The 19,785-nt window shown below is 40.5% G+C and carries 19 protein-coding genes; 7 read left to right on the forward strand and 12 right to left on the reverse strand.

Annotated elements, in window-relative coordinates; genetic code table 11:
* Positions 1–50 precede the first annotated feature (50 nt).
* A complete protein-coding gene (locus V7L29_RS30470) occupies positions 51–899 on the reverse strand; it encodes a reverse transcriptase domain-containing protein (RefSeq protein WP_334737843.1) in 849 nt (282 codons plus the stop codon).
* Positions 900–1,534: 635 nt separating this feature from the next.
* On the opposite strand from V7L29_RS30470, the gene V7L29_RS30475 reads away from it, so the two are divergent.
* Together V7L29_RS30475 and V7L29_RS30480 are read left to right on the forward strand one after the other, a co-directional pair.
* Positions 1,535–2,716, forward strand: coding sequence for a low temperature requirement protein A (locus V7L29_RS30475; RefSeq protein ID WP_334737844.1), 1,182 nt, complete (start codon positions 1,535–1,537; stop codon positions 2,714–2,716).
* A gap of 667 nt (positions 2,717–3,383) precedes the next feature.
* Positions 3,384–3,602, forward strand: coding sequence for a hypothetical protein (locus V7L29_RS30480; RefSeq protein WP_334688208.1), 219 nt, complete (start codon positions 3,384–3,386; stop codon positions 3,600–3,602).
* Between the two features lie 840 nt (positions 3,603–4,442).
* On the opposite strand, the gene ftsH3 is transcribed toward V7L29_RS30480, so the two are convergent.
* From ftsH3 to V7L29_RS30500, 4 genes are all read right to left on the reverse strand, one after another.
* Entirely contained in the window at positions 4,443–6,284 is a 1,842-nt protein-coding gene (ftsH3, locus tag V7L29_RS30485; RefSeq protein WP_334688199.1) for an ATP-dependent zinc metalloprotease FtsH3, read from the reverse strand.
* Positions 6,285–6,421: 137 nt separating this feature from the next.
* Entirely contained in the window at positions 6,422–7,216 is a 795-nt protein-coding gene (locus V7L29_RS30490; protein ID WP_334737845.1) for an aminotransferase class IV, read from the reverse strand.
* 17 nt (positions 7,217–7,233) lie between these two features.
* Complete coding sequence (locus V7L29_RS30495) at positions 7,234–7,653, reverse strand: GNAT family N-acetyltransferase (RefSeq protein ID WP_334737846.1); 420 nt, start codon at positions 7,651–7,653, stop codon at positions 7,234–7,236.
* Between the two features lie 96 nt (positions 7,654–7,749).
* Positions 7,750–8,535, reverse strand: a complete 786-nt coding sequence (locus V7L29_RS30500; RefSeq protein ID WP_334688202.1) for a hypothetical protein — start codon at positions 8,533–8,535, stop codon at positions 7,750–7,752.
* 536 nt (positions 8,536–9,071) lie between these two features.
* On the opposite strand from V7L29_RS30500, the gene V7L29_RS30505 reads away from it, so the two are divergent.
* The 3 genes from V7L29_RS30505 to V7L29_RS30515 all read left to right on the forward strand — a co-directional run bounded on the left by V7L29_RS30505 (position 9,072) and on the right by V7L29_RS30515 (position 11,444).
* The gene (locus V7L29_RS30505; RefSeq protein ID WP_334688203.1) at positions 9,072–9,581 is read left to right on the forward strand and encodes a hypothetical protein; all 510 of its coding nucleotides are present in this window, start codon (positions 9,072–9,074) and stop codon (positions 9,579–9,581) included.
* 101 nt (positions 9,582–9,682) lie between these two features.
* Positions 9,683–10,513, forward strand: coding sequence for a hypothetical protein (locus V7L29_RS30510; RefSeq protein WP_334737847.1), 831 nt, complete (start codon positions 9,683–9,685; stop codon positions 10,511–10,513).
* Positions 10,500–11,444, forward strand: coding sequence for a hypothetical protein (locus V7L29_RS30515; RefSeq protein ID WP_334737848.1), 945 nt, complete (start codon positions 10,500–10,502; stop codon positions 11,442–11,444). The genes V7L29_RS30510 and V7L29_RS30515 overlap by 14 nt, the downstream gene beginning before the upstream one ends.
* 93 nt (positions 11,445–11,537) lie before the next feature.
* On the opposite strand, the gene V7L29_RS30520 is transcribed toward V7L29_RS30515, so the two are convergent.
* On the reverse strand, positions 11,538–14,168 hold the full coding sequence (locus V7L29_RS30520) for a DNA polymerase III subunit alpha (RefSeq protein WP_334688206.1): 2,631 nt from the start codon (positions 14,166–14,168) through the stop codon (positions 11,538–11,540).
* 253 nt (positions 14,169–14,421) lie between these two features.
* Here V7L29_RS30520 and V7L29_RS30525 point away from each other — a divergent pair, with 253 nt between their 5' ends.
* Positions 14,422–15,714, forward strand: coding sequence for a dicarboxylate/amino acid:cation symporter (locus V7L29_RS30525; protein ID WP_334737849.1), 1,293 nt, complete (start codon positions 14,422–14,424; stop codon positions 15,712–15,714).
* Positions 15,715–15,754: 40 nt separating this feature from the next.
* Here V7L29_RS30525 and V7L29_RS30530 read toward each other — a convergent pair whose 3' ends face one another.
* The 4 genes from V7L29_RS30530 to rpsF form a co-directional block, all read right to left on the reverse strand.
* Entirely contained in the window at positions 15,755–15,934 is a 180-nt protein-coding gene (locus V7L29_RS30530; RefSeq protein ID WP_334737850.1) for a hypothetical protein, read from the reverse strand.
* Positions 15,935–16,487: 553 nt separating this feature from the next.
* Positions 16,488–16,631 carry a hypothetical protein gene (locus tag V7L29_RS30535; protein ID WP_334691549.1) on the reverse strand — a complete coding sequence of 48 codons (144 nt, stop codon included), beginning with the start codon at positions 16,629–16,631 and terminating at the stop codon, positions 16,488–16,490.
* 35 nt (positions 16,632–16,666) lie between these two features.
* A complete protein-coding gene (locus tag V7L29_RS30540; protein ID WP_334691550.1) occupies positions 16,667–17,227 on the reverse strand; it encodes an Npun_F5560 family protein in 561 nt (186 codons plus the stop codon).
* Between the two features lie 279 nt (positions 17,228–17,506).
* The gene (rpsF, locus tag V7L29_RS30545) at positions 17,507–17,833 is read right to left on the reverse strand and encodes a 30S ribosomal protein S6 (protein WP_334691551.1); all 327 of its coding nucleotides are present in this window, start codon (positions 17,831–17,833) and stop codon (positions 17,507–17,509) included.
* Positions 17,834–18,154: 321 nt separating this feature from the next.
* Here rpsF and V7L29_RS30550 point away from each other — a divergent pair, with 321 nt between their 5' ends.
* Entirely contained in the window at positions 18,155–18,928 is a 774-nt protein-coding gene (locus V7L29_RS30550) for a fumarylacetoacetate hydrolase family protein (RefSeq protein WP_334737851.1), read from the forward strand.
* 3 nt (positions 18,929–18,931) lie between these two features.
* Here V7L29_RS30550 and V7L29_RS30555 read toward each other — a convergent pair whose 3' ends face one another.
* Both V7L29_RS30555 and V7L29_RS30560 read right to left on the reverse strand, forming a co-directional pair.
* The gene (locus V7L29_RS30555) at positions 18,932–19,411 is read right to left on the reverse strand and encodes a Tic20 family protein (protein WP_334691553.1); all 480 of its coding nucleotides are present in this window, start codon (positions 19,409–19,411) and stop codon (positions 18,932–18,934) included.
* Positions 19,412–19,492: 81 nt separating this feature from the next.
* Positions 19,493–19,690 carry a hypothetical protein gene (locus tag V7L29_RS30560; protein ID WP_334691554.1) on the reverse strand — a complete coding sequence of 66 codons (198 nt, stop codon included), beginning with the start codon at positions 19,688–19,690 and terminating at the stop codon, positions 19,493–19,495.
* Positions 19,691–19,785: the final 95 nt, after the last annotated feature.

A 19,785-nucleotide genomic window follows, 5' to 3' on the forward strand; every position in this document is an offset into this window, starting at 1 on the left:
AGAGATTGAGGATAAGTTTGGACACTAACTTAGAGAAGTCACCTCCTCACTCAGAACATGCGACATCGTGTCGCACTGACCATATCATCGGCATAACGGACGTATCTTAGAGAATATTTTTTCGATAAATCATTGATAACCCAACAATCAAATTCATGTAAATATAAATTTGCTAGCATTCCCGAAAGTACACCGCCTTGAGGGATACCCTGAGTTCTTATAATTCTTTGATTATTTAAAATAGGCTTATGATGATGAAAAAAACGGTATCCGTATGTTTTGCAACGTTGATTTTTATGTGGAAGTCCACCAGCTTTTATAAACCGTATTAATAATTTATTAGTTAAAGTATCTTGACCAAACTTTCTCTCTATAATTTCAAAAAGATATTCGTGAGACAGCCTATCGAAAAATTTTACTATATCAGCATCTAAGGCAAATATAAAACCTTGTTTAATATAATGATGAATCAAGCTTGCTGCATAGGGTGCGGACTTTCCCTTTCTATATGCACAAGATACTTTATCTAGTCTAGATGTGGCTTTAAAATCTTTTTCTATTTCTTTGTAAATAGCATCATACAATACTTTTTGGACAATAACATCGCGTATAGTCGCAATCGATAGAACTCGCTTTCCACCAGACGGCTTAGGAATTTCTATTTCTCGAAAAGTATAAAACTGATATGTACCTTTAAATAATCTATTTGATAGAAGCTGACAACGTAAATCAAGTTCTTTTTTAAAGGTTTGGTAAGAAATACCGTCCACCCCCATCTGAACTTTTGGCTCACCCTGCTGGAAGAAGTCCGTTTTTTGTTGTTCGTAAGCTTTAAACGCAGCCTTTAGCTTCTCCGGCTGAAAGTATTCAGTGAGTAAATCGTCCAAATCCTTGGACATAGTTTTATTTTGTAGTGATTTAATTATTTGGAAGTGCTTACTGCTTAGGCGGACAGAGAACGCTAGACACTCCCTCAACCTGTCTCCTCTACGATGGTGTAGAGTATAACCACTACCTATTATTTCTAATAGGTATAAAGAAACTCCTAGTAAGGTGGATCTTTATTGTTTATTCCATACCTGGATTTTATCACAGTTGGAAAAGCAGCCCCCTTGGGATAAGACACTTTTAGGCATCTTCCGGCAGGTTCAAAGACCTAACCCAGCATTATTAGACAGCATATCATCAGTTATTAGTCAATTGCTTCTAACTAGAAGTTTCTATACCAAAAAAACACAAATTAAGTATTATTACTCGAAAACAGATAGAGTGGATTCATTAAAATCATTCTACAAGACTTGTCAAAATAATTTATGCCCCAACAAACTCCTGAGTATATTCATGTAGAACTGCCTACCGTTCAACAACTCACCAGCATGGGTTAACAGTACATTCAAGGAGATTGGGACAATGCCAAAGTTACCGAATTTTCAGCAGGTTTTTAAGAATTTACGCAGAAACATATACGCACTCGCTAATGGATGACAGCTAATGGTAAAAAACAATTAGCGATTCGTAATTAGCAATTAGCACTATGGCAAATTTTCTCCAACCGCCAAGGTTACGCATTAGTGAAGACACTGAAGAAGAACGACGCGCCACTTGGCTGGAACTGTTTTATGATTTGGTTTTTGTAGTTGCAGTTTCTCAACTCGCCCACAATCTCAATGAGGATATCTCTCTATCAGGATTATTTGGGTTTGTAGTTTTATTTATACCAGTTTGGTGGTCATGGATTGGCACTACATTCTACGCCAACCGCTTTGACAGCGATGATGTGGGACATCGGCTGCTGATTGGTATACAAATGCTGACAGCAGCAGCAATGGCGATTAATATCCACCACGGTTTGGGTGAGAGTTCCCCTGGTTTTGCTATTTCCTATGCTCTCGGTCGGGCTGTGCTTGTAATAGAGTACGTCCGTGCTGGAAGACATATCCCCTCCGCACGTCCTTTGACTACTCGCTATGCTATTGGTTTTGCGATCGCAGCCTCTTTATGGCTAATATCAGCATCTGTACCCATTCCTTGGCGGTTCGGATTTTGGACATTGGGAATCATTATTGACTTTGCTACACCCCTAACAGCACGCAAGTTCCAACTAGGGTTACTCCCCCACGCTTCCCACTTACCCGAACGTTTCGGGCTGTTTACCATTATTGTTTTAGGCGAAGCAATTATCGCGGTGGTTAATGGTGTTTCTGAGCAGAAATGGGATACTTTAACTGTAATTTCCGCCGTGTTTGGTCTAATTATCGCTTTTAGCTGGTGGTGGGTCTATTTTGATAACCTGGGTGGCACACCTATTGAGATGGCGCGAACACATGGAAGAGTTGGTGTTGTCAATCTCTGGCTCTACACTCATTTACTGCTAGTGATTGGGTTTGCTGCTGCTGGAGTTGGCGTAGAACAAATCTTGTTGAGTAACCCAACTTTACCACTATCCGATTCCCAGCGATGGCTCATCTGTAGTTCAGTAGCATTATGCTCTCTGGCTGTCGGTATTCTCCACAGATTTGGAGTGATCCGTTATTGCAAAATCCGTTCCCAGTATCGACTTGGGGGTGCAGTTGTGCTGCTAGCGATCGCCATCTTAGGCAAAGGTTTGTTACCTGTTGGAGTCATTGCCCTTGTAGCTATAGTTTCTGCTGGGCAAGTAGTTCAAGATTTGTATCAGAGTCGTCCTACTACCCGCTTGGTTGACCCAGAAATCTAGCTCATAGCGCAGTAGGGGCATACAGATGTCATAGGTGTCAACTTAAGCTGAAAGTCAGTCTAGAACCAGCTTTTAGAGATTGTCTCCTTTGTCTGGTTCCCAGTCATAGACTGGGAATGCCTAATGGGAGGCTCTGCCTCAAGACTAGCGGCACCGCAATACAGACTATTCTCGTTCACCTTTCATGCAATCCGAGGTCCCTTACAGGAGTTTTCATGTATTTGAACCACATCTGTCGTAGGGGCACAGCATTGCTGTGCCTGTGGGGCGTGGTCTATTTACCTGAAAATAGCTGTAAGTTGACACCAATGTACAGATGTGCGCCTCCACGACGTATTTTCTAAAACGCATCTATCCTATGGAGTATTTTTGATTTAATTCAAATAAATATTTATATAGTTATTTAAAGATAATGTAATCTCAGCATTCAAAGGCGACCCTGTAATCCTGAGAACTCAACGCATTGCCCTCTATCAGACGTGACAGAACCAAAGGGGGAATGTCAAGATTATTAGATGTACCTTTGGTTACTGAAGTCAAGCTAATGAAATATTTATTAATATTATTTATAGAGAAGTGTAAATTCAGCGTCAGGAGTCAGAAAAAATTCCCAATGGCAGGTATTTCTCATCAATCACCAAATTCTTCATCAACAAAGCAGAAGCTCATGAACGACCAGCAACCATCAAACTCTAAGGAATTCGTCGGAAATCTCAAGAATGGGATTTGGCTATTTGGACTGTCATGCTGGGTATTTGGCATTACCGATCGCAGTATTGCTTCATTTGCAGATGGCTATCTATCTGCTTTGGATTTGACGCAACTATTCACAGCGGCTACGTTCTTTGTGGCGTGGCTATTTTTGAAACCGACATCCAGAGTTTAAGATCGGCAACTGGTTGAGTATCGAGTCCCTCTTGAGGCTAGTACTGCAAGGCGGAAGTCACTCATTCAAAAGTATTATGGAATGGGCTTTTTAGGGATTTTAAATGGTTGCTCTATTTACGTCGTGGCGTACTAGTCTTATAAAGATTCAGAAAGTTATCTATTTGATTGATCGCCTAAAAATGCATCTGGCATGATGGCTGGTAGATTGGGTCATAGTAAACAGCTAGTCATAAGAGAAAAACCAGTCCATTCGATCTGCCCATGCTATCGCCAGTACGGCTTTAAGTACAACTAGGAATCAAATCTTATAGTTCATTATCCACACGGGTATCGTTATCGGGCAGTTCCTCAGAGTCAGGCAAGCAAGCTAATGGATTGTACTCTAACATGATGGGTTCGGGGATTTTTTCACAATCCAGACTTGTTAAATTGTAGCTAGATTGTATCTTTTTGCTTTTGAAGTCAGAGTTATAGCTTCTTTGATTTGAGGTATCTAAAAAATTTTTCTAATTTTCCGGAATTGATTGTGCTCAAGTGGTAGTCTCTATCAGACTACCGATTTATACTGAAACTCTATAACTAACCTTCGGGGAATATAACCCCATTTCGGATTAAAAGCCCGGTCTTCATGGCTGGGCTTTTGACAAGGAACTTATAATGAATGACGCAGGGACGCAGGGACGCAGAGATTTATGTCTAGTAGGATTTTGGAGAATTGCTATTAAAAAATGGGGCAACTCTGGAAAATCATAGAATTACCCCGGATTTTAAAAGTTAGGAGTTAGGAGTTGGAAGTTAGGAATTTTTCTTAACTCCTAACTGTTAACTACTCATGAAATTAGGCAAACGCAGCGGTTTTCACATCGTTATTCGATAGAATTTCTTGCAACTCTTCAGCATCTACCGTTTCTTTATCAACCAACATTTGCGCTAGCTGATCTAGAATGTGACGGTTGCCCACTAACACTTCTTTAGCGCGTGTATAGGCTACATCCACAAGTTTGCGGACTTCTTCATCAATGGCGGCGGCGGTTTCTTCAGAGAAATCGCGTTCTGACATGATATCTCGTCCAAGGAACATATTACCTTGCTGACGACCAAGAGCGACTGGACCCAAGCGATCGCTCATACCAAATCTGGTGATCATCTGACGCGCAACCCGTGCTACCTGTTGCAAGTCGTTAGAAGCACCAGTGGTAACTTCTTCTTCACCAAAGATTAATTCTTCAGCAATCCGACCACCCAAAGCCACTGCCATCTGATTTTCCAGATAAGCGCGGCTGTACAAACCAGTGTCCATCCGGTCTTCGCTGGGGGTAAACCAAGTTAAACCACCTGCACGACCGCGAGGGATGATGCTAATCTTCTGCACAGGATCGTAGTCTGGCATCAAAGCACCGACCAAAGCGTGACCAGCTTCATGATATGCCACCAAGGTTTTGCGCTTTTCGCTCATTACCCGGTCTTTCTTCTCTGGTCCTGCTAATACGCGATCAATGGCGTCGTTGATTTCATCCATCGAAATTTCAGTCAAATTTCGGCGTGCTGCCAGAATTGCGGCTTCATTCAGCAGGTTGGATAAATCTGCACCAGTAAATCCAGGGGTACGACGAGCAATTTTATCCAAGTCCACATCTTTCGCCAAGGTCTTACCACGGGCATGTACCTTGAGGATTTCGCTGCGTCCAGAATAGTCGGGACGGTCTACTACAACTTGACGGTCAAAGCGACCAGGACGCAACAGTGCTGCATCTAGGACATCGGGACGGTTGGTAGCGGCAATAATGATGATGCCAGTGTTGCCTTCAAAGCCGTCCATTTCTGTGAGCAACTGGTTGAGGGTTTGTTCCCGCTCATCGTTACCACCACCTAAACCTGCACCCCGCTGACGACCTACGGCGTCAATTTCATCGATGAAGACGATACAGGGAGCATTGGTCTTAGCTTGCTCAAATAAATCGCGGACGCGGGATGCACCCACACCTACGAACATTTCCACAAATTCCGAACCGGAGATCGAGAAGAAGGGTACACCTGCCTCGCCTGCTACGGCACGAGCTAGGAGGGTTTTACCTGTACCAGGAGGGCCAACTAATAGCACACCTTTAGGAATTTTTGCACCAACTGCGGTAAAGCGATCGGCGTTTTTTAGAAAGTCTACGACTTCGTTTAATTCCAACTTGGCTTGGTCAATACCAGCAACATCGCCAAATGTCACCTGAGTTTGTGGTTCCATTTGCACTCTGGCTTTAGATTTGCCAAAGTTCATCGCTTGGCTACCTGGACCACTTTGAGCGCGACGTAGCAAGAAGAATAAGCCAACCAAAAGCAATACAGGAAAAAATAAGCTGCTCAGTGCCTTAAACCAAAATCCTTCATCGGTTTGGGGCAAAACAGAAATATCAACGCCTTTTGAAGTCAGAGTATTGATCAGGTCTGGATCGTTGACTAAGGTCACAACCCGTTTATTTCCGTCATATTTGGCTGTAACCAGTGCTGTAGAGCGGTCTGCACTCAAACTGACTTTTTCTACTTTGCCTTGTTGAACTTCTTGAATAAACCGACTATATCGCCATGTCTCTCTGCTTTGAGGTTGTTTGTCAAAAAATGCTGTTCCCAGCGCAATGACGACAATAAACAGCAGCGCGTACAGCCCTGCATTTCTCCATCTTTTATTCACTAAGGTCTATCCTCCTGTATTTTTCACCCGTTAGCTCTCAGCGTGCGCTTTGCGCCATCGCCTAGCGTCTCTGTTCAAAGAGGTGATTATTAAGAATTATGTTAACTTATCTTAAGTGTAACAAAGTGGCGTAGCTCTCATGCTACAAAAAGCTCCCTTATTTGCTGAAAACTAGGATGGTAGGGATTATATTCTAGCGACCCTGTGGGCTGATGAACGGTATGAATGGGAATAACTTCTACCACACTATTAGTGTAGGCGATCGCTTCAAATCTCTGGACTAGCTCCCCGCTCCAAGTTTCTTCCTGAATTGGCTGCTGGTGGTTTTGCAACCAGTTTACAAGTTGCGAGCGCACAATTCCCGGCAAAATTCCTGCCTTTATTGGCGGCGTCCACCAACTGCGATCGTACCATCCCCAAAGGTTGCCTGTACTGGTTTCTAGCCAATTTCCTTGGGCATCGACTAATATTGCTTCTTGAGCATCTAAGCTAGTTTTTGCCAACCAAGCACTCAAATAGTTTCCAGTTTTATGGGAGGGGAGAGAGCGATAAAATTCTGAACTAGCAACGGCACACACAACGCCAGTTTTTTGTTTTTCTGTCAAATCCTCTGGTAATAATCTGCCAGTTATCCATTCCCGTCCATCAGGAAAGAGGGTAATTCTGAGAACGGGGAAATGTGCCAGAAGAATTTGAGCACCTTGACGCAGACGATTCCAATCGGGTTGCTGCCAACCAAAAGTTTGTAATGAGGAAAGTAGGCGATCGCAGTGTGCTTGCCAATTGGTTAAATTACTATCTAGCGAGTTTTGATAAACCCGCAACGTTGTAAAAATAGTCGCCCCATAAAGTAACCCCGGATTGTTAATGTCTAATTCTAGGGTTTGAGAGTTAATTAATTTACCATTATACCAAAAAATATTATTTGTCACAATCAGATTTATTGTAGCTACAACTCTATTGAAAAGTGATGACTTGTAATGCTCATGCGCTGCATTAAATAAAACCTGTGAGCTGCAAATCGCTGAACACCAGAATCTAGACTCAGGTGTTCACAGTTATGATTTCTTGCATATTCAATTAGCCAACGAAATAACTGTTGACCATAGCTATGTGACCGATTCAACTCATCAACAACTAAATCATCAATATATAAAAGCTTCCCTGATGCTAAACACGTATAAATGCGAAATCCAGCGATTGCCACAGTTTGATTCTCTACTTCCAAAAATGCAAGTTGATATCCTTCTTTGATTTGATATCGAACTTGTTCTACAAAATTAGCCTGCTCAAGGTGAGGGCGCAACTGGGACATAACAGGAAAACACCCTAATATTTGAAAGTCAGATTCTACCAATTGTATTGACATTAATATTCTCCTACTCAATCATGCATGATAAATTTTTAACCCATTAGTTTATATTATTCTTGACTTCACTTCTAAGAAACTCTTATGACTAATAATTTAATCTTTTGGGGGAAATACAATTTTATGAGTACCTTCAGTAGTTGTAATTACTTTTCCTCCCAAAGCTTCGATTTCCCTAATTGCTCGTTTCCGAGTTCTCTGATCAACTTGATTATTTAAAACTATTGCCCAGGTAGCAATTTGAGCATATTTACTGTTAGGATTTCGATTTAAAAATTCAGCAGTTCTTTGGGAAGTATGAGCGATAAGCTGACTCTCTGCATCTGAAAATTTACTAGCCCACTTTGCCGCCGTTGCAAAAGATTTTTGGGCAGCTTGAGCGTTGCCTAAAAATAATAACTCATCAACTCCTTTATAACGCCACACGTAATAAGACTTTTCGGGAACCGAGGGAGATAGTGATTTTAAGCCTTTCTCTGACAATGCGATCGCGCGTTCTGGCATAGCAGCATACAATGAAGTACTGACGGAAAGACTCCGATACGCTGCTAAAAATCGCGGGTCACGTTCTAGAATGACTTCAAAATATTCTGGACTTAAACTATAACCTGTTTTATCCCTAGCTTCATCATCTCCGAAGTACTGTAAGAAATTGAGATATACCAAATCTGCAATGAAATTATCATAACCAAAACTAGGTATTTTTTTAAGAAAATTAAGACGAATATTTTCTGTTTTAATGTCTTTATTTAAAGTTTCTAAGGAGGCAATTTGTTTGCTAATTAGCAGTTTTTGCATTTGAGGAAATTGAAGTAAGCCAACTCCTAATATACATACACAAGCTACTATAGGTGTAGCAAAAGTTTGACGAGATAATAACATATTTTTTTTGTCTTTCTCAGCATAGTCACATCATTGTATACATAGTGGCATAGGAAAAGTCGGCCAGTACTTGCACTTCTAGACTTTGCTAGGTCAAATAGAAAACAGGTTGACTAAAATAAATAAATTTTATATACTTAACTGTTTTTATACGAAATTTTGTTTTGACTCTGAGATATACTTTAGGTTTCTTTGTCTATAAGTAGGAGCTAATTTATACCGATTGTAACGAAAGGCCCAAAAGCTAATTAAATAATTCTTTCAGAATCACGCCACTTAGGACAACGGGGAGAACCTCTACCGTAGTGCTGAACTTACCGCAATACAGTGGCTCCAAAATCTAAAATGGTGTTATCCTTTGTATCAGATAAATTTGACTTTGAGAAATCATAACTTTACTTTTCTTCAAAAATTTTTTTTTAAATTATTAAGTTGTTTTGACTTTAGTTACTTTTATTAAGTAAAAGCCCTGAAAATTTTGACATAACCTAAAATTGTGTTTTGTTTATATTTAAATCTGTAACCTCCAAAATGTCATGGTGAAAACTTCTGCTAACGAAAACATAGAAAGTAATGGTCAAGCTAGCGAAAATGAGGAAAATAATAGTCAAATTAGTAAGCCAAGTAGTGAATTTAAAAGAAAAGTTAATCAGTTGAATACTAAGGGAGAAGGATTCAATATTAATGACGTTATTGATGCTATTCAAACCGCGATAGTTGAAGTTGTTGAGTTAGAAATTACTACTTGGGTTCCAGAGTCCTCTACTCAGTTGGAACAACCACAAGGGCAACAAATTGCTAAACCAGGTAATCGAATATATACCATAATCAATCTAATTGATGGTGATATAAACAATGAAGTCGGTAGTCAATTTATTGGTAGTGGCCCATATACAGAACTTCGCGAATTTCATCTAAGTCAAATCAAAGAAAGTCGGGAGATTATGCAAAAAAATATAGAAAGTTTGCAGAAGTTGTATGGATTTTTTATAGAAATTATAAAATCTCGTAAAACTTCACAACAATCATTATCCCGTCCCCAATAAACGTTATCTATTAACAGTCACACTAAAATACCTACAGCGACTTAGCATGATCTGTAGGTTACTTTGCTTTTCTATTTACTTAAAATTAAGAATTTATCCCTATGTCTAATAATATTCAAAAGCAAGCCAAAGATTTGTTAGAGAAATTAGTCTCGTCTGTAGAGGGATTAGTTGATGATATTACAGCTTTAGAAGTAAATACGATGGTTGTGGAGCAAATTACTGGCGCAAAGTTTAATGCTTGGCAAGCATATCAAGAGATTTATTCAATAAATGACAAAGACTACTTTGATGTCAAAAAAATTCCAAATCCAAAAAATTTAACAGAAGCAGAAAAAGCTCAAGCTCAAGAGCTACGCGACCGTTATACAAGTCTATTTTCACAATTAGAAAGAGAATATTTTTACATTCTCCTTGAACAAAGTACTGAGAATAGTGAAGACCCCAGGATAACACAATATCAGGAGCGTCTTAAATATAAGGTGGAACATAAATCAAATATTATTGAAGATGATCCGATATACATAAAACTAGCTCAACCAATATTGCCTGCTCCAACTCCTGTTGCAGATAAAGAAGATAATAAAAAATTGCAACAAAGGTGGCAAGAGATTGAAAACCTTTTGAATAATGGTAGATTTATTCGTACCTTACGTAAAATGGCTGAACTTAAAGCTGCACTTGATGGTGGTGAGATTACCAGCGTAGATATTGATATTATTTATGCTCAAACTGTTATGCAGTTAGATGGAGATATTATTAGCCGTTACCATAAAAAGCTATTTGAATTAGCTGAAGGAGATAGAGATTTAATCCTCAAAATACATAATGAAGGGATAGTTGCCGGAGAAAAACAGTGGCGTGGAACACTAGATTTTCTGATTGGTATTGTACAAAGTATCGCAAAATTATCCCGAAATGAAAGCTTATAAAACACACACAGATCATCAAGCTGATCTTCAACTCTCTTTCTTTGTGCAAATCCCTCAAGGCATTCCTATTGAACTTGAAATTAAGGTTGAGCCAGCACAGTATAGTTTTTATCTAAATCAAGCAGTTTTAAGACAAATTGAGCAAGCGCGAAAAATAGGCTGCTCTCTGTACATTCCGCCAAAATTACTAGCTTATCTTTGGTACTACAACTACTTTAGTGATAACATTTGCTTTAGCAATAATACTGTGCAATACAAAAAATTAGTAATTCCTAAAAAATACTTTCAAATTTTTGATAATACTTTTATAGTAAGTTTTATTAAATTATTTTGGAGTAAATCATTACAAAAAAAATCGATATTACAGTATGGACTTACTTTTAATTCTTATTATAGAGAAGATACATCAGCTTTATATTTTTGGAAAGAACAAGATATTGTTTTACAAAGCAATGTCTTATTTTATGGCGACATAATTCACAAAATTAGGAGTAGTTTTCTCCAAAATCCTGAGTGTTTAAATATTGTTTATGTGCATTATTGGCTTATTGAGCAAATACTAAGCTATCTTCGGACTAAATTAAATCTATTAGCTTGGGAGCTAGCTTCGTTGTTCCCTGCTACTTTTTTAGCTTGGAAATTACATTTAGTACAATTACTATTATCAATACTTGCTGGGCTAGTAATATCTTTTATATTTGCTACTATTCGCTATTGGCTTGTTAATCAACTTCCGAGATGGACTTTTATTAAGTCTCAATATCGAAATTGGCTGGCGTGGGGACTAACTTGTCTCACTCCTAGTATTTTTAGTCGCAGTGATTTCTTATTTTTGCTATTTTTGTCATTACTTGGGCCATTATTACAATGGGTTTTTAGTTTTATACTGGGGCAAGTTGGTAAAGGTTTTATGCGTTGGTTACTAGCTTGAAAATTGGGCATTATGCATGTAGCTCAATAACTCTTTTTTAATAACTGCTAACATTGTTGAGCGATCGCCCTGCTCCTCCTGTTTCCCTTATTCTTATTCCGGTAAACCCTCTACCCGCATCAAATCCAATTCCCGTTCAAATATTTCATCAATTGGCAACATTTGACCATCAACAGTCATAAATTTATGATCTTTTGTTGCCCGAATCAATGAACCATCTTCTAAACAATACTCAAACACCTCTTGTTGTCCGCGATCGTGCCACTGTACCACAGGTTGCGTATAAATATTTCCATTATTATCAACGCTGTACACAGTACATTCAATGCGTTTTTCTACAATTTCCCCAATCGGTAGTAATCCATATTCTACTGTCAATATTTCCGTATCATAACTTAAACAATATTCAGCAAACTTCAACATTTGCTCAAATAATTCATCCGCAACTTTTTTCTGAACGCCATTTTTAGCTGCGCCATCCACGAATTTTTCTCGCTGCTTTTGCATTTCAGAAACTTTCTTTTTACCCATTGCACGGCGCAGCAAGTCAGCTTGTCCTAAGGAATATCCAGCCATATCCTGAGCAATTTTCATGATTTGCTCTTGATAGACCATAATTCCATAAGTTTCGTCTAATACTGATTCTAGAATTTGGTGTTGATAATCAATCTGTTCTCGACCATGTTTGCGGTCAATAAACTTAGGAATCAGTTTCGCATCTAATGGCCCAGGTCGATAAAGTGCCAAAATTGAAGAAATATCTTCTATATTAGAAGGTCTCAAATCTCGCACTATCTGACGCATCCCAGAGGATTCTAATTGAAATATCCCTTCTAACTCACCTGCTTCTAATAGTTCATAAGTTTTTTGTACATCTTTTGGCAAAGTGCTATGTTCACCTTTAGCTAATATCTTCTGTGCTTTTCTTTCCTGGCGGGTGATTTCATCAGGATCAACACGATATCCTTTAGTTTCTTGAATTAAATCAAGGGTTTTTTGAATCAGCGTCAGATTCCGTAAACCTAGAAAATCCATTTTCAACAAACCCATTGATTCCAGGTCTTCCATGAAATACTGGGTAATCACGGAACCGTCATTATTCTTCTGTAGCGGCACAATTTCATCAAGTGGATCGGCAGAAATTACCACACCTGCTGCATGAACACCAAAAGTTTTGTTAGTTCCTTCAATTCGCATTGCCATATCAAGCCAATGGCGAACATGCGGTTCTTTATCATATTTATCTTTAAACTGTGGTTCTGGGGTTTGATTAGAAATCATCACTTTGAGTTTCGTTGGTTTACCCCGCACCACAGGAATTAATTTTGCCATTTTGTCAGCTTCCCCGTAGGGAATATTCAATACTCTGGCGACATCTTTCAAAACTGCTTTAGAAGTTAAGCGGTTAAAAGTAATAATTTGGGCAACTTTATCTGCACCGTATTTATCAGTTACATATTCAATAACTTTATCCCTTTGCTCAATACAGAAATCCGTATCAATATCAGGCATGGATTTCCGTTCTGGGTTCAAGAAACGCTCAAATAGTAGCCCATGATGTACAGGGTCAATATTAGTAATTCGCATCGCATAGGCAACTAATGAACCAGCCGCAGAACCCCGACCGGGGCCTACAGGAATATTATTATCTCTAGCAAATTTGATGTAGTCCCATACAACTAAAAAGTATTTGGAAAAACCCATTTGCTGAATCATTTTCAGTTCGTATTCCAATCTTTCTTTATAGACTGAATCGACTTCCTGGCGAGATTTACGATTTAACCGTTCTAAAAGTCCGCTCCATGCAACGTCTTCAGCGTAAGTGTCAGCAGTATGACCAGAGGGAATTGGGGGAGTAGGAATCTGAGGCTCACCCATAATATGATAAGGCTCAACTTTATCGGCCACTTCTTCAGTGGTGGCTACAGCTTCTGCAATCACATCATCTGGTAAATGGTCACGAAATAGCTGCTGCATTTCCTCACCAGATTTCAGATACTCTGTGCCGCTATAACGCATCCGCTTATCTTCAATAATTAGCTTACCAGTTTGAATACAGAGCAAAGCGTCGTGGGCTTCAACGTCAAAACAAGAAATAAAATGCGAATCATTAGTAGCAACAATTTTAATACCTAGCTCCCGCGCAATTTTGACTATTTCAACATTAACAATTCGGTCTTCTTGAGAACCGTGGTCTTGAATTTCTAGATAATAATCATCACCCAATACATCTTTATACCACTGAGCAACTTTCCGGGCTGCATCTGGTCTACCGCTAAGAATCGCTTGGGGGACTTCTCCACCCAAGCAAGCACTGGTAACAATTAAACCTTCATGATATTCTTTTAATAAATCTTTATTAATACAAGGACGAGAAAAAATTCCTTTGCCTTGAACACCTTTGAGGTGAGAAATTGTGGTTAATTTAACTAAATTTTTATAACCTTTGGTATTTTTAGCTAAAACAACTTGATGATATTTCGGACGGCGTTCTTGTTTCTCGATATCGCCGTTAATTACATACATTTCATTGCCGATAATCGGCTTAATATTTTGACTACGGCAGATTTTGATCAATTCAATCGCGCCATACATGACGCCATGATCAGTAAGGGCGATCGCTTTCATCCCCAGTGCGATCACTTGATCCACCAACTCTGGTAGCTGACTTGCCCCATCGAGTAGACTATAGTCACTGTGAATATGTAAAGGAACAAAGGACATAAGTAATTCAAAATTCAAAATTCAAAATGTTTGCGTAGCCTCTGCCAGAGAAGAAATACAACTACTGCAAGCATTAGAGCTACTGATAGTATACAGTTTCAACGCTAATCAGCTGATTATCTAGGGGTCTACCCAGTCGCATACCCTTTCAGCCGGATTTTGCAAAGCAACGGGATCTTAGATTAACTTGTTTGCGAAATTTTCACTTCCGAAAGTGAAGTTTTAATAGTTACATCAATTACCAGCACCAAGCATGAGTCCAACAGAGAGCACTACTTCGCCTGCAACCAAAGCTAGCCCTTGGTGGCAGCGTATCCCTCTCACATTGCAAATTGTCATCGCCTTAGTAGCCGCCGTCAGCGTCGGAATTGCCCTTGGTGCGGGGAATCCTAATCCAAGCAATGCCGCCTTAATCAACAATTTAGCAATTCCGGCTGAATTGGTGTTAAAGGCTCTCCGTGCCTTGGCTACACCCCTGATTCTGGTAGCGGTGCTGCATACTTTGATGACTACCAACATCCCTGGTACAGCAGGTCGGCGCCTAGCAGTGCTACTTTTAACTAACACTACCGTAGCTATTTTAGTGGGACTTTTGGTAGCGAATGTCTTGCATCCGGGGACTTGGGGCAATGTAGCCACATTAACAAATACACAAATAACTCCTCAGAATCTTGACCCTTGGGGAATACTCAAAGATGCTGTACCGGAAGCTGTCCTCAAGCCATTAGTTGATAATAATGTCATCCAATTAATTGTTATTGCCCTGAGTTTTGGCATCGTCCTGCGGGGATTAAAATCTGAACAAATTGCCCAAGGGAAAAAAGGATACCAGCCGATAGAAGATGTCATCGGGATTTTGTTTGAAGCGGTAGTCCGTGTCCTCAACTGGGTAATTGCCTTAGTGCCTTTGGCAGTTTTTGGGATTGTTGCTAAAACTGTTGCTATGCAGGGATTTACACCATTTAAATCTTTGGGTGCATTTATTGTGGCGGTGCTGTTAGCACTGGTATTGCAGGCGTGCTACTACCTCACCAGAGTAAAATTTGGTTCTTGGGTACACCCGCTAAAATTCCTAGCTGGCGGTTCTGATGCGTTTTTGACAGCTTTCTCAACTTCTTCCTCTGCGGCGGCAATGCCCGTAACCTTTGAGGTTTTGCAAACAAAAGTCGGTTTAAGGGAATCTTCTGCTGCCTTGGGGGCATTAGTAGGGGCAAATTTCAATAATGATGGTACTGCTCTCTATGAAGCAATGTCTGCGTTGTATATTTCTCAACTGATTGGGCAACATCTAAGTCTAGGACAGCAGTTAATTGTCATCCTTACCTCTATTTTTGCATCAGTAGGTGCGGCGAATATTCCCAATGCTGGATTGGTAACGATGACACTGGTGTTCACTTCTGTAGGCTTACCTACCCAGTACATCGCTTTGCTAGTTACTGTAGACTGGTTTCTAGATCGCTGCCGCACCGCGATTAATGTCATGGGAGACATGACTGTCAGTGCTTTACTTGACGGCAAAAAGCCTCGTTCTGTAGACGAGGCTTAGTGTGCCAGCTTTTATTTGAGTGCAGCAGCTTTTCAGACATCTAATGCTGTTGAGGCCCTTTAGCGTCACATTCTTTAATCCAACAGCGTTCTAAAAGTTGAAGACGCCAGATCAATGCAAAGCGTTGGGGATTCAATACTAATTTAGGATTGCGACTAAATAAAGCCTGGTTCAGATACTGCCAAAGGGGAAATTTAATTTTGGTATGTTTTGGAGTCATAAGAACAACAAAATATTATAAAAGTTTAGTAGCAATAGTTGGCATTTTGTCTAGCAACTGCCTGATACTGTTTTTCTAGTTAAAGACTACACTGCCGAATAGCACTTGTCTTAGTGGCAATTGCGGAATTTCAGTAAGTGAATTCATGTTGTTTCCGCTTTAATACTGAAATTGCACGCATCATTTTTCTGATTCCATATCCTGTGAAAAGTCATACCATTTCACGAAATTCCTACAGATACATTAGTAGGGGCGTACAAATGTACGCCCCTACAGCAGATTCATGTGTTGCAAAGATTTTTGTCAGCGATCGCATTGCCATCCAGAATCTTAACTCAGTGACCTGTTATTGACACTAGGACTTACGCATCATACATATGTACTATACAAAATTTCGGCTTTTTGAGCCATATCTAACACCCAACACAGTAAATATGCGACCAAATCAGCCTTGTGAGTAGCAACTGAAACGGACATGCATAATACACATTAGAGTTAGTTTGTACAGTGCGTAAGTTCTAGACACTTGCACGACTAAAAGTCGATGGGATTGTTATTTGACAGTGACACCAGTCACTTTCAGGTTGTTACTATCGATGTCGGTAACGTTAGCCAGCAAAGTATTTGCTTGAATACCACGGCAGTATATTGGCAGCCCTAGCAGTTTGGATGTGTCTAAGATCCTTTGCCACACCAATTTTTTAACTCTTCGATTCTACCATGATGGTAACTTTAGGCTTTCTGGGGAGTCGAAATATTAGTTTGTTCGGATGCTGGACGGGGAAAATTTGGCAAATCAATGCTGCTGTGACTGGCATTGCGGGTTTTGAGTGCCAAACGGTAACTCACACTTTGCAGTTCTGCCTGTAGGTGGCGGTTTTCCCGTTGTAGTATTGCTACCTTTTCTCTCACTGGCGTCATCCGCTCCTCAAACTTCCGACGGTAAATTTGAGGCAACTCTTGTACTACTTGTTCCAACATCCGACTGCGATCGGTAAGTTCTTGGACTGAGTGTCGCAATTGGTAAATTTCGGAGTCACGAGTTGTAATTTGCTCTTGGTAGAACGCCACCTGCTGCTCCACAGCTTGGAGTTGTTCTTGTAAAGCCTGTAACTGGGTCAAATCGCGCTCAAGCTCTGGCTGCTGAGGCATAAAACTAGTGTTACCCTTTACCAGGCGGAAGAGTTCTTGAGATAGTTGTTGGACTAATTGATCGCGAAGTTGCAACTCTTGGCGTAGCTGCGATACTTCCGTAGAGAGAACTTGAATATTGGGTGTATCAGATTGGCTCACAGTAGCTTACAGCTCCCATTCAGAATCTTGTCCACTTTTAGGTATAACTGCGGAAGTACTACCTTTGGCAAGTATTTGTTAATTTAGTATTCCCAAGTAAGTCACGAAAAAAGAAAAAGACAAAATTTTCTTGAAGGGCATTGGGCATTTGTACTGAGCGAACGCAAGGTAGAGAAGTATTGGGAATTGAGCATTGGGTATTAAGTTTCTTCCCTAGTCCCCAATCCCCATTACCCCTTATCCCCAGAGGGGGCCCCGAGTTCCCCAATCCCTAGTTTCTCAAACTGTTGCAGCCACTTTAGCAGGTTTTTCTTGTTCGATTTCCTGCTTAATTGTCAGATAGCGAATCACTTCTTCACTCAGGCGCATGGCGCGTTCAAACGGGGCGATCGCAGTTGCAGGCGCAGTGTAGTTTAACTGAATGTAAATGCCATCACGGTGTTTTTTGATTTCATAAGCCAGACGACGCTTACCACGATTTTGAATTTGGATATCCTCAGCCCCTTGTTCACGAAGCAAATTCTGATATTTAGTAATTGCTTGCTCTACCTGTTCCTCTCCCAGGTCAGGACGGAGGATGTACATTGTTTCGTAACTTGTAGTCATATTTTTCAATTTCCTTATGGGCAAAAGTGGCTGCTGATGTTAATTTATACCTAGTTTTAATTTAAAATGCCAGTATTAATCAACATCTGAAGCAACAAGGAACTATAATCTTACCAGTTTTCAATTTGAATCATTAGCCAAATCGCCGAAGTTTGGATTTTTTGGATGTCCCTAATGAAAACTAGATCGGGAGGCGACCCGGATATTTGTTTAGCGATCGCTTTCAGGCTCAAAGGTCAATCGGTTAGCGAAAAAGCTAACTGAGGATTGCTACCCGTTCACAGCAACAAAAAAGCAGATAAAAGGATATTCATCAAGGTTATGGCGCAGCGTTATGTGCGAATTCAAAATCAAGAAGGACAGATTTACTATGGTTTACTACAACTATCCCTCAATGTGCAGGTGCTAGATGCTCCGCCTTGGTTACAAGGACAACCCACTGATTTAACTTTGACACCAGAAAATTACCAAATTCTGGCTCCCTGCGCTCCTTCAAAAATTGTCGCGGTGGGTAAGAATTATGCAGACCATGCAGCCGAAATGGGAACTCCAGTACCTTATGAGCCACTTATTTTTCTCAAGCCGCCCACGTCGATCATTCCGTCTGAGAGAGAAATTAAGTATCCTCCCCAGTCGCAACGAGTTGACTACGAAGGAGAGTTAGCATTAGTGATTGGCGATTACGCCTTTGAATGTACACCAGAGGTAGCCCAAACCAAAATTTGGGGCTACACCATCGCCAATGACGTAACAGCGCGGGATTTACAAAAACGGGATGGTCAATGGACGCGAGCTAAAGGTTTTGATACCTTCTGTCCCTTGGGCCCTTGGATTGTGCGGGAATTAAATCCAGGAGCGAGATTGCAGACTTTTGTGAATGACAACGCTAATCCAGTTCAATCTAGCTGTATCGATCGGATGGTGTTTGCCCCCGATGTTTTAGTTTCCTATATCAGTCAGGTGATGACGCTACTACCTGGTGATTTGGTGCTTACAGGTACGCCGGAGGGTGTAAGTCCATTGCATCCAGGCGATCGCGTCCGTGTAGAAATTGAAGGTATTGGTCGCCTGGAAAACACCATAGTGGCCCGTTAACTTCTAACGCACTTGCATATATACTGCATCGGAAATCGCCGGAATTTCCGCATAACGTCCCAGTAGAGACTGGACGGCAGAATATCCAACTGCTGCTACAACGCCTAAAAAGATGGTGTTAGCTACTGTTTCTATTGCAAAGCCAGTTCCAGGAACCTGTCCTAAAACTCGCACCAGTATGGAACACAAAAATATAACTATGTCCAAAAGAATCGCCTGCATTGTGTTGAAACGAATGAAATGACTGATTTTTTCGTTTCTTACCACTAATAGGAACAAGGCAAAGAACACAATTATTTGTCCAAATTGTCCTAAACTACCGTAAATTATTAGCACTGGTTGCAGCGGTAAAAGCAGAACTCCTAGTGCTGGAAACTGCTTTAACAAAAAGCTGCCAAAGACTAAACCATCAACTAGGGGCAGCAAATAAGGCAAGGAAGCAAAAATTCGATCTGAAACTGTAGTAGACCCGCGCCAAGACATTATGCGTTCTCCTCTGGTTAAATTTCTATAGTTACTTGAGCTTAGGATAACGCAGTTGCTTGGTCTTGCTGACAAATTCAACTATTCTATATAAGCGATGCGAAAGCCCATCATACACTCATACTGGTCTGGCTGCTGTTGAGTAAGTTTGCGAATGGCTTGACCACAGCGCAGTTGACCCCCCCGCCAACGGGGTTGACCGCTCCCGTCAGCGAGTAAACAAGACTGGCAAACTTGCTCAGGGGCAAGGATTTGCTCGTCCATTAAAATGACTAGCATCAAATCCCTCCTGTAAATACTTATTGTCACCCACATTTCACCTAGGTGAGACACGCTTTGTAGCGGCTCTTTGAACCGCTTTAGTTAGGTTGGGC

It is taken from the genome of Nostoc sp., from assembly GCF_036916575.1.
In the GTDB taxonomy this organism is placed as follows: domain Bacteria; phylum Cyanobacteriota; class Cyanobacteriia; order Cyanobacteriales; family Nostocaceae; genus Nostoc.

Excerpts from the sequence above, each read along its gene's own strand:
- V7L29_RS30510 (WP_334737847.1), top strand. The coding sequence starts at position 9,683 with ATGTCTAATAATATTCAAAAGCAAGCCAAAGATTTGTTAGAGAAATTA.
- V7L29_RS30480 (WP_334688208.1), top strand. The coding sequence starts at position 3,384 with ATGAACGACCAGCAACCATCAAACTCTAAGGAATTCGTCGGAAATCTC.
- V7L29_RS30495 (WP_334737846.1), bottom strand. The coding sequence starts at position 7,653 with ATGTCAATACAATTGGTAGAATCTGACTTTCAAATATTAGGGTGTTTT.
- V7L29_RS30560 (WP_334691554.1), bottom strand. The coding sequence starts at position 19,690 with ATGCTAGTCATTTTAATGGACGAGCAAATCCTTGCCCCTGAGCAAGTT.
- V7L29_RS30530 (WP_334737850.1), bottom strand. The coding sequence starts at position 15,934 with ATGACTCCAAAACATACCAAAATTAAATTTCCCCTTTGGCAGTATCTG.
- rpsF (WP_334691551.1), bottom strand. The coding sequence starts at position 17,833 with ATGACTACAAGTTACGAAACAATGTACATCCTCCGTCCTGACCTGGGA.
- V7L29_RS30505 (WP_334688203.1), top strand. The coding sequence starts at position 9,072 with ATGGTGAAAACTTCTGCTAACGAAAACATAGAAAGTAATGGTCAAGCT.
- V7L29_RS30555 (WP_334691553.1), bottom strand. The coding sequence starts at position 19,411 with ATGTCTTGGCGCGGGTCTACTACAGTTTCAGATCGAATTTTTGCTTCC.
- V7L29_RS30525 (WP_334737849.1), top strand. The coding sequence starts at position 14,422 with ATGAGTCCAACAGAGAGCACTACTTCGCCTGCAACCAAAGCTAGCCCT.
- V7L29_RS30470 (WP_334737843.1), bottom strand. The coding sequence starts at position 899 with ATGTCCAAGGATTTGGACGATTTACTCACTGAATACTTTCAGCCGGAG.
- V7L29_RS30550 (WP_334737851.1), top strand. The coding sequence starts at position 18,155 with ATGGCGCAGCGTTATGTGCGAATTCAAAATCAAGAAGGACAGATTTAC.
- V7L29_RS30515 (WP_334737848.1), top strand. The coding sequence starts at position 10,500 with ATGAAAGCTTATAAAACACACACAGATCATCAAGCTGATCTTCAACTC.
- V7L29_RS30520 (WP_334688206.1), bottom strand. The coding sequence starts at position 14,168 with ATGTCCTTTGTTCCTTTACATATTCACAGTGACTATAGTCTACTCGAT.
- V7L29_RS30500 (WP_334688202.1), bottom strand. The coding sequence starts at position 8,535 with ATGTTATTATCTCGTCAAACTTTTGCTACACCTATAGTAGCTTGTGTA.
- V7L29_RS30475 (WP_334737844.1), top strand. The coding sequence starts at position 1,535 with ATGGCAAATTTTCTCCAACCGCCAAGGTTACGCATTAGTGAAGACACT.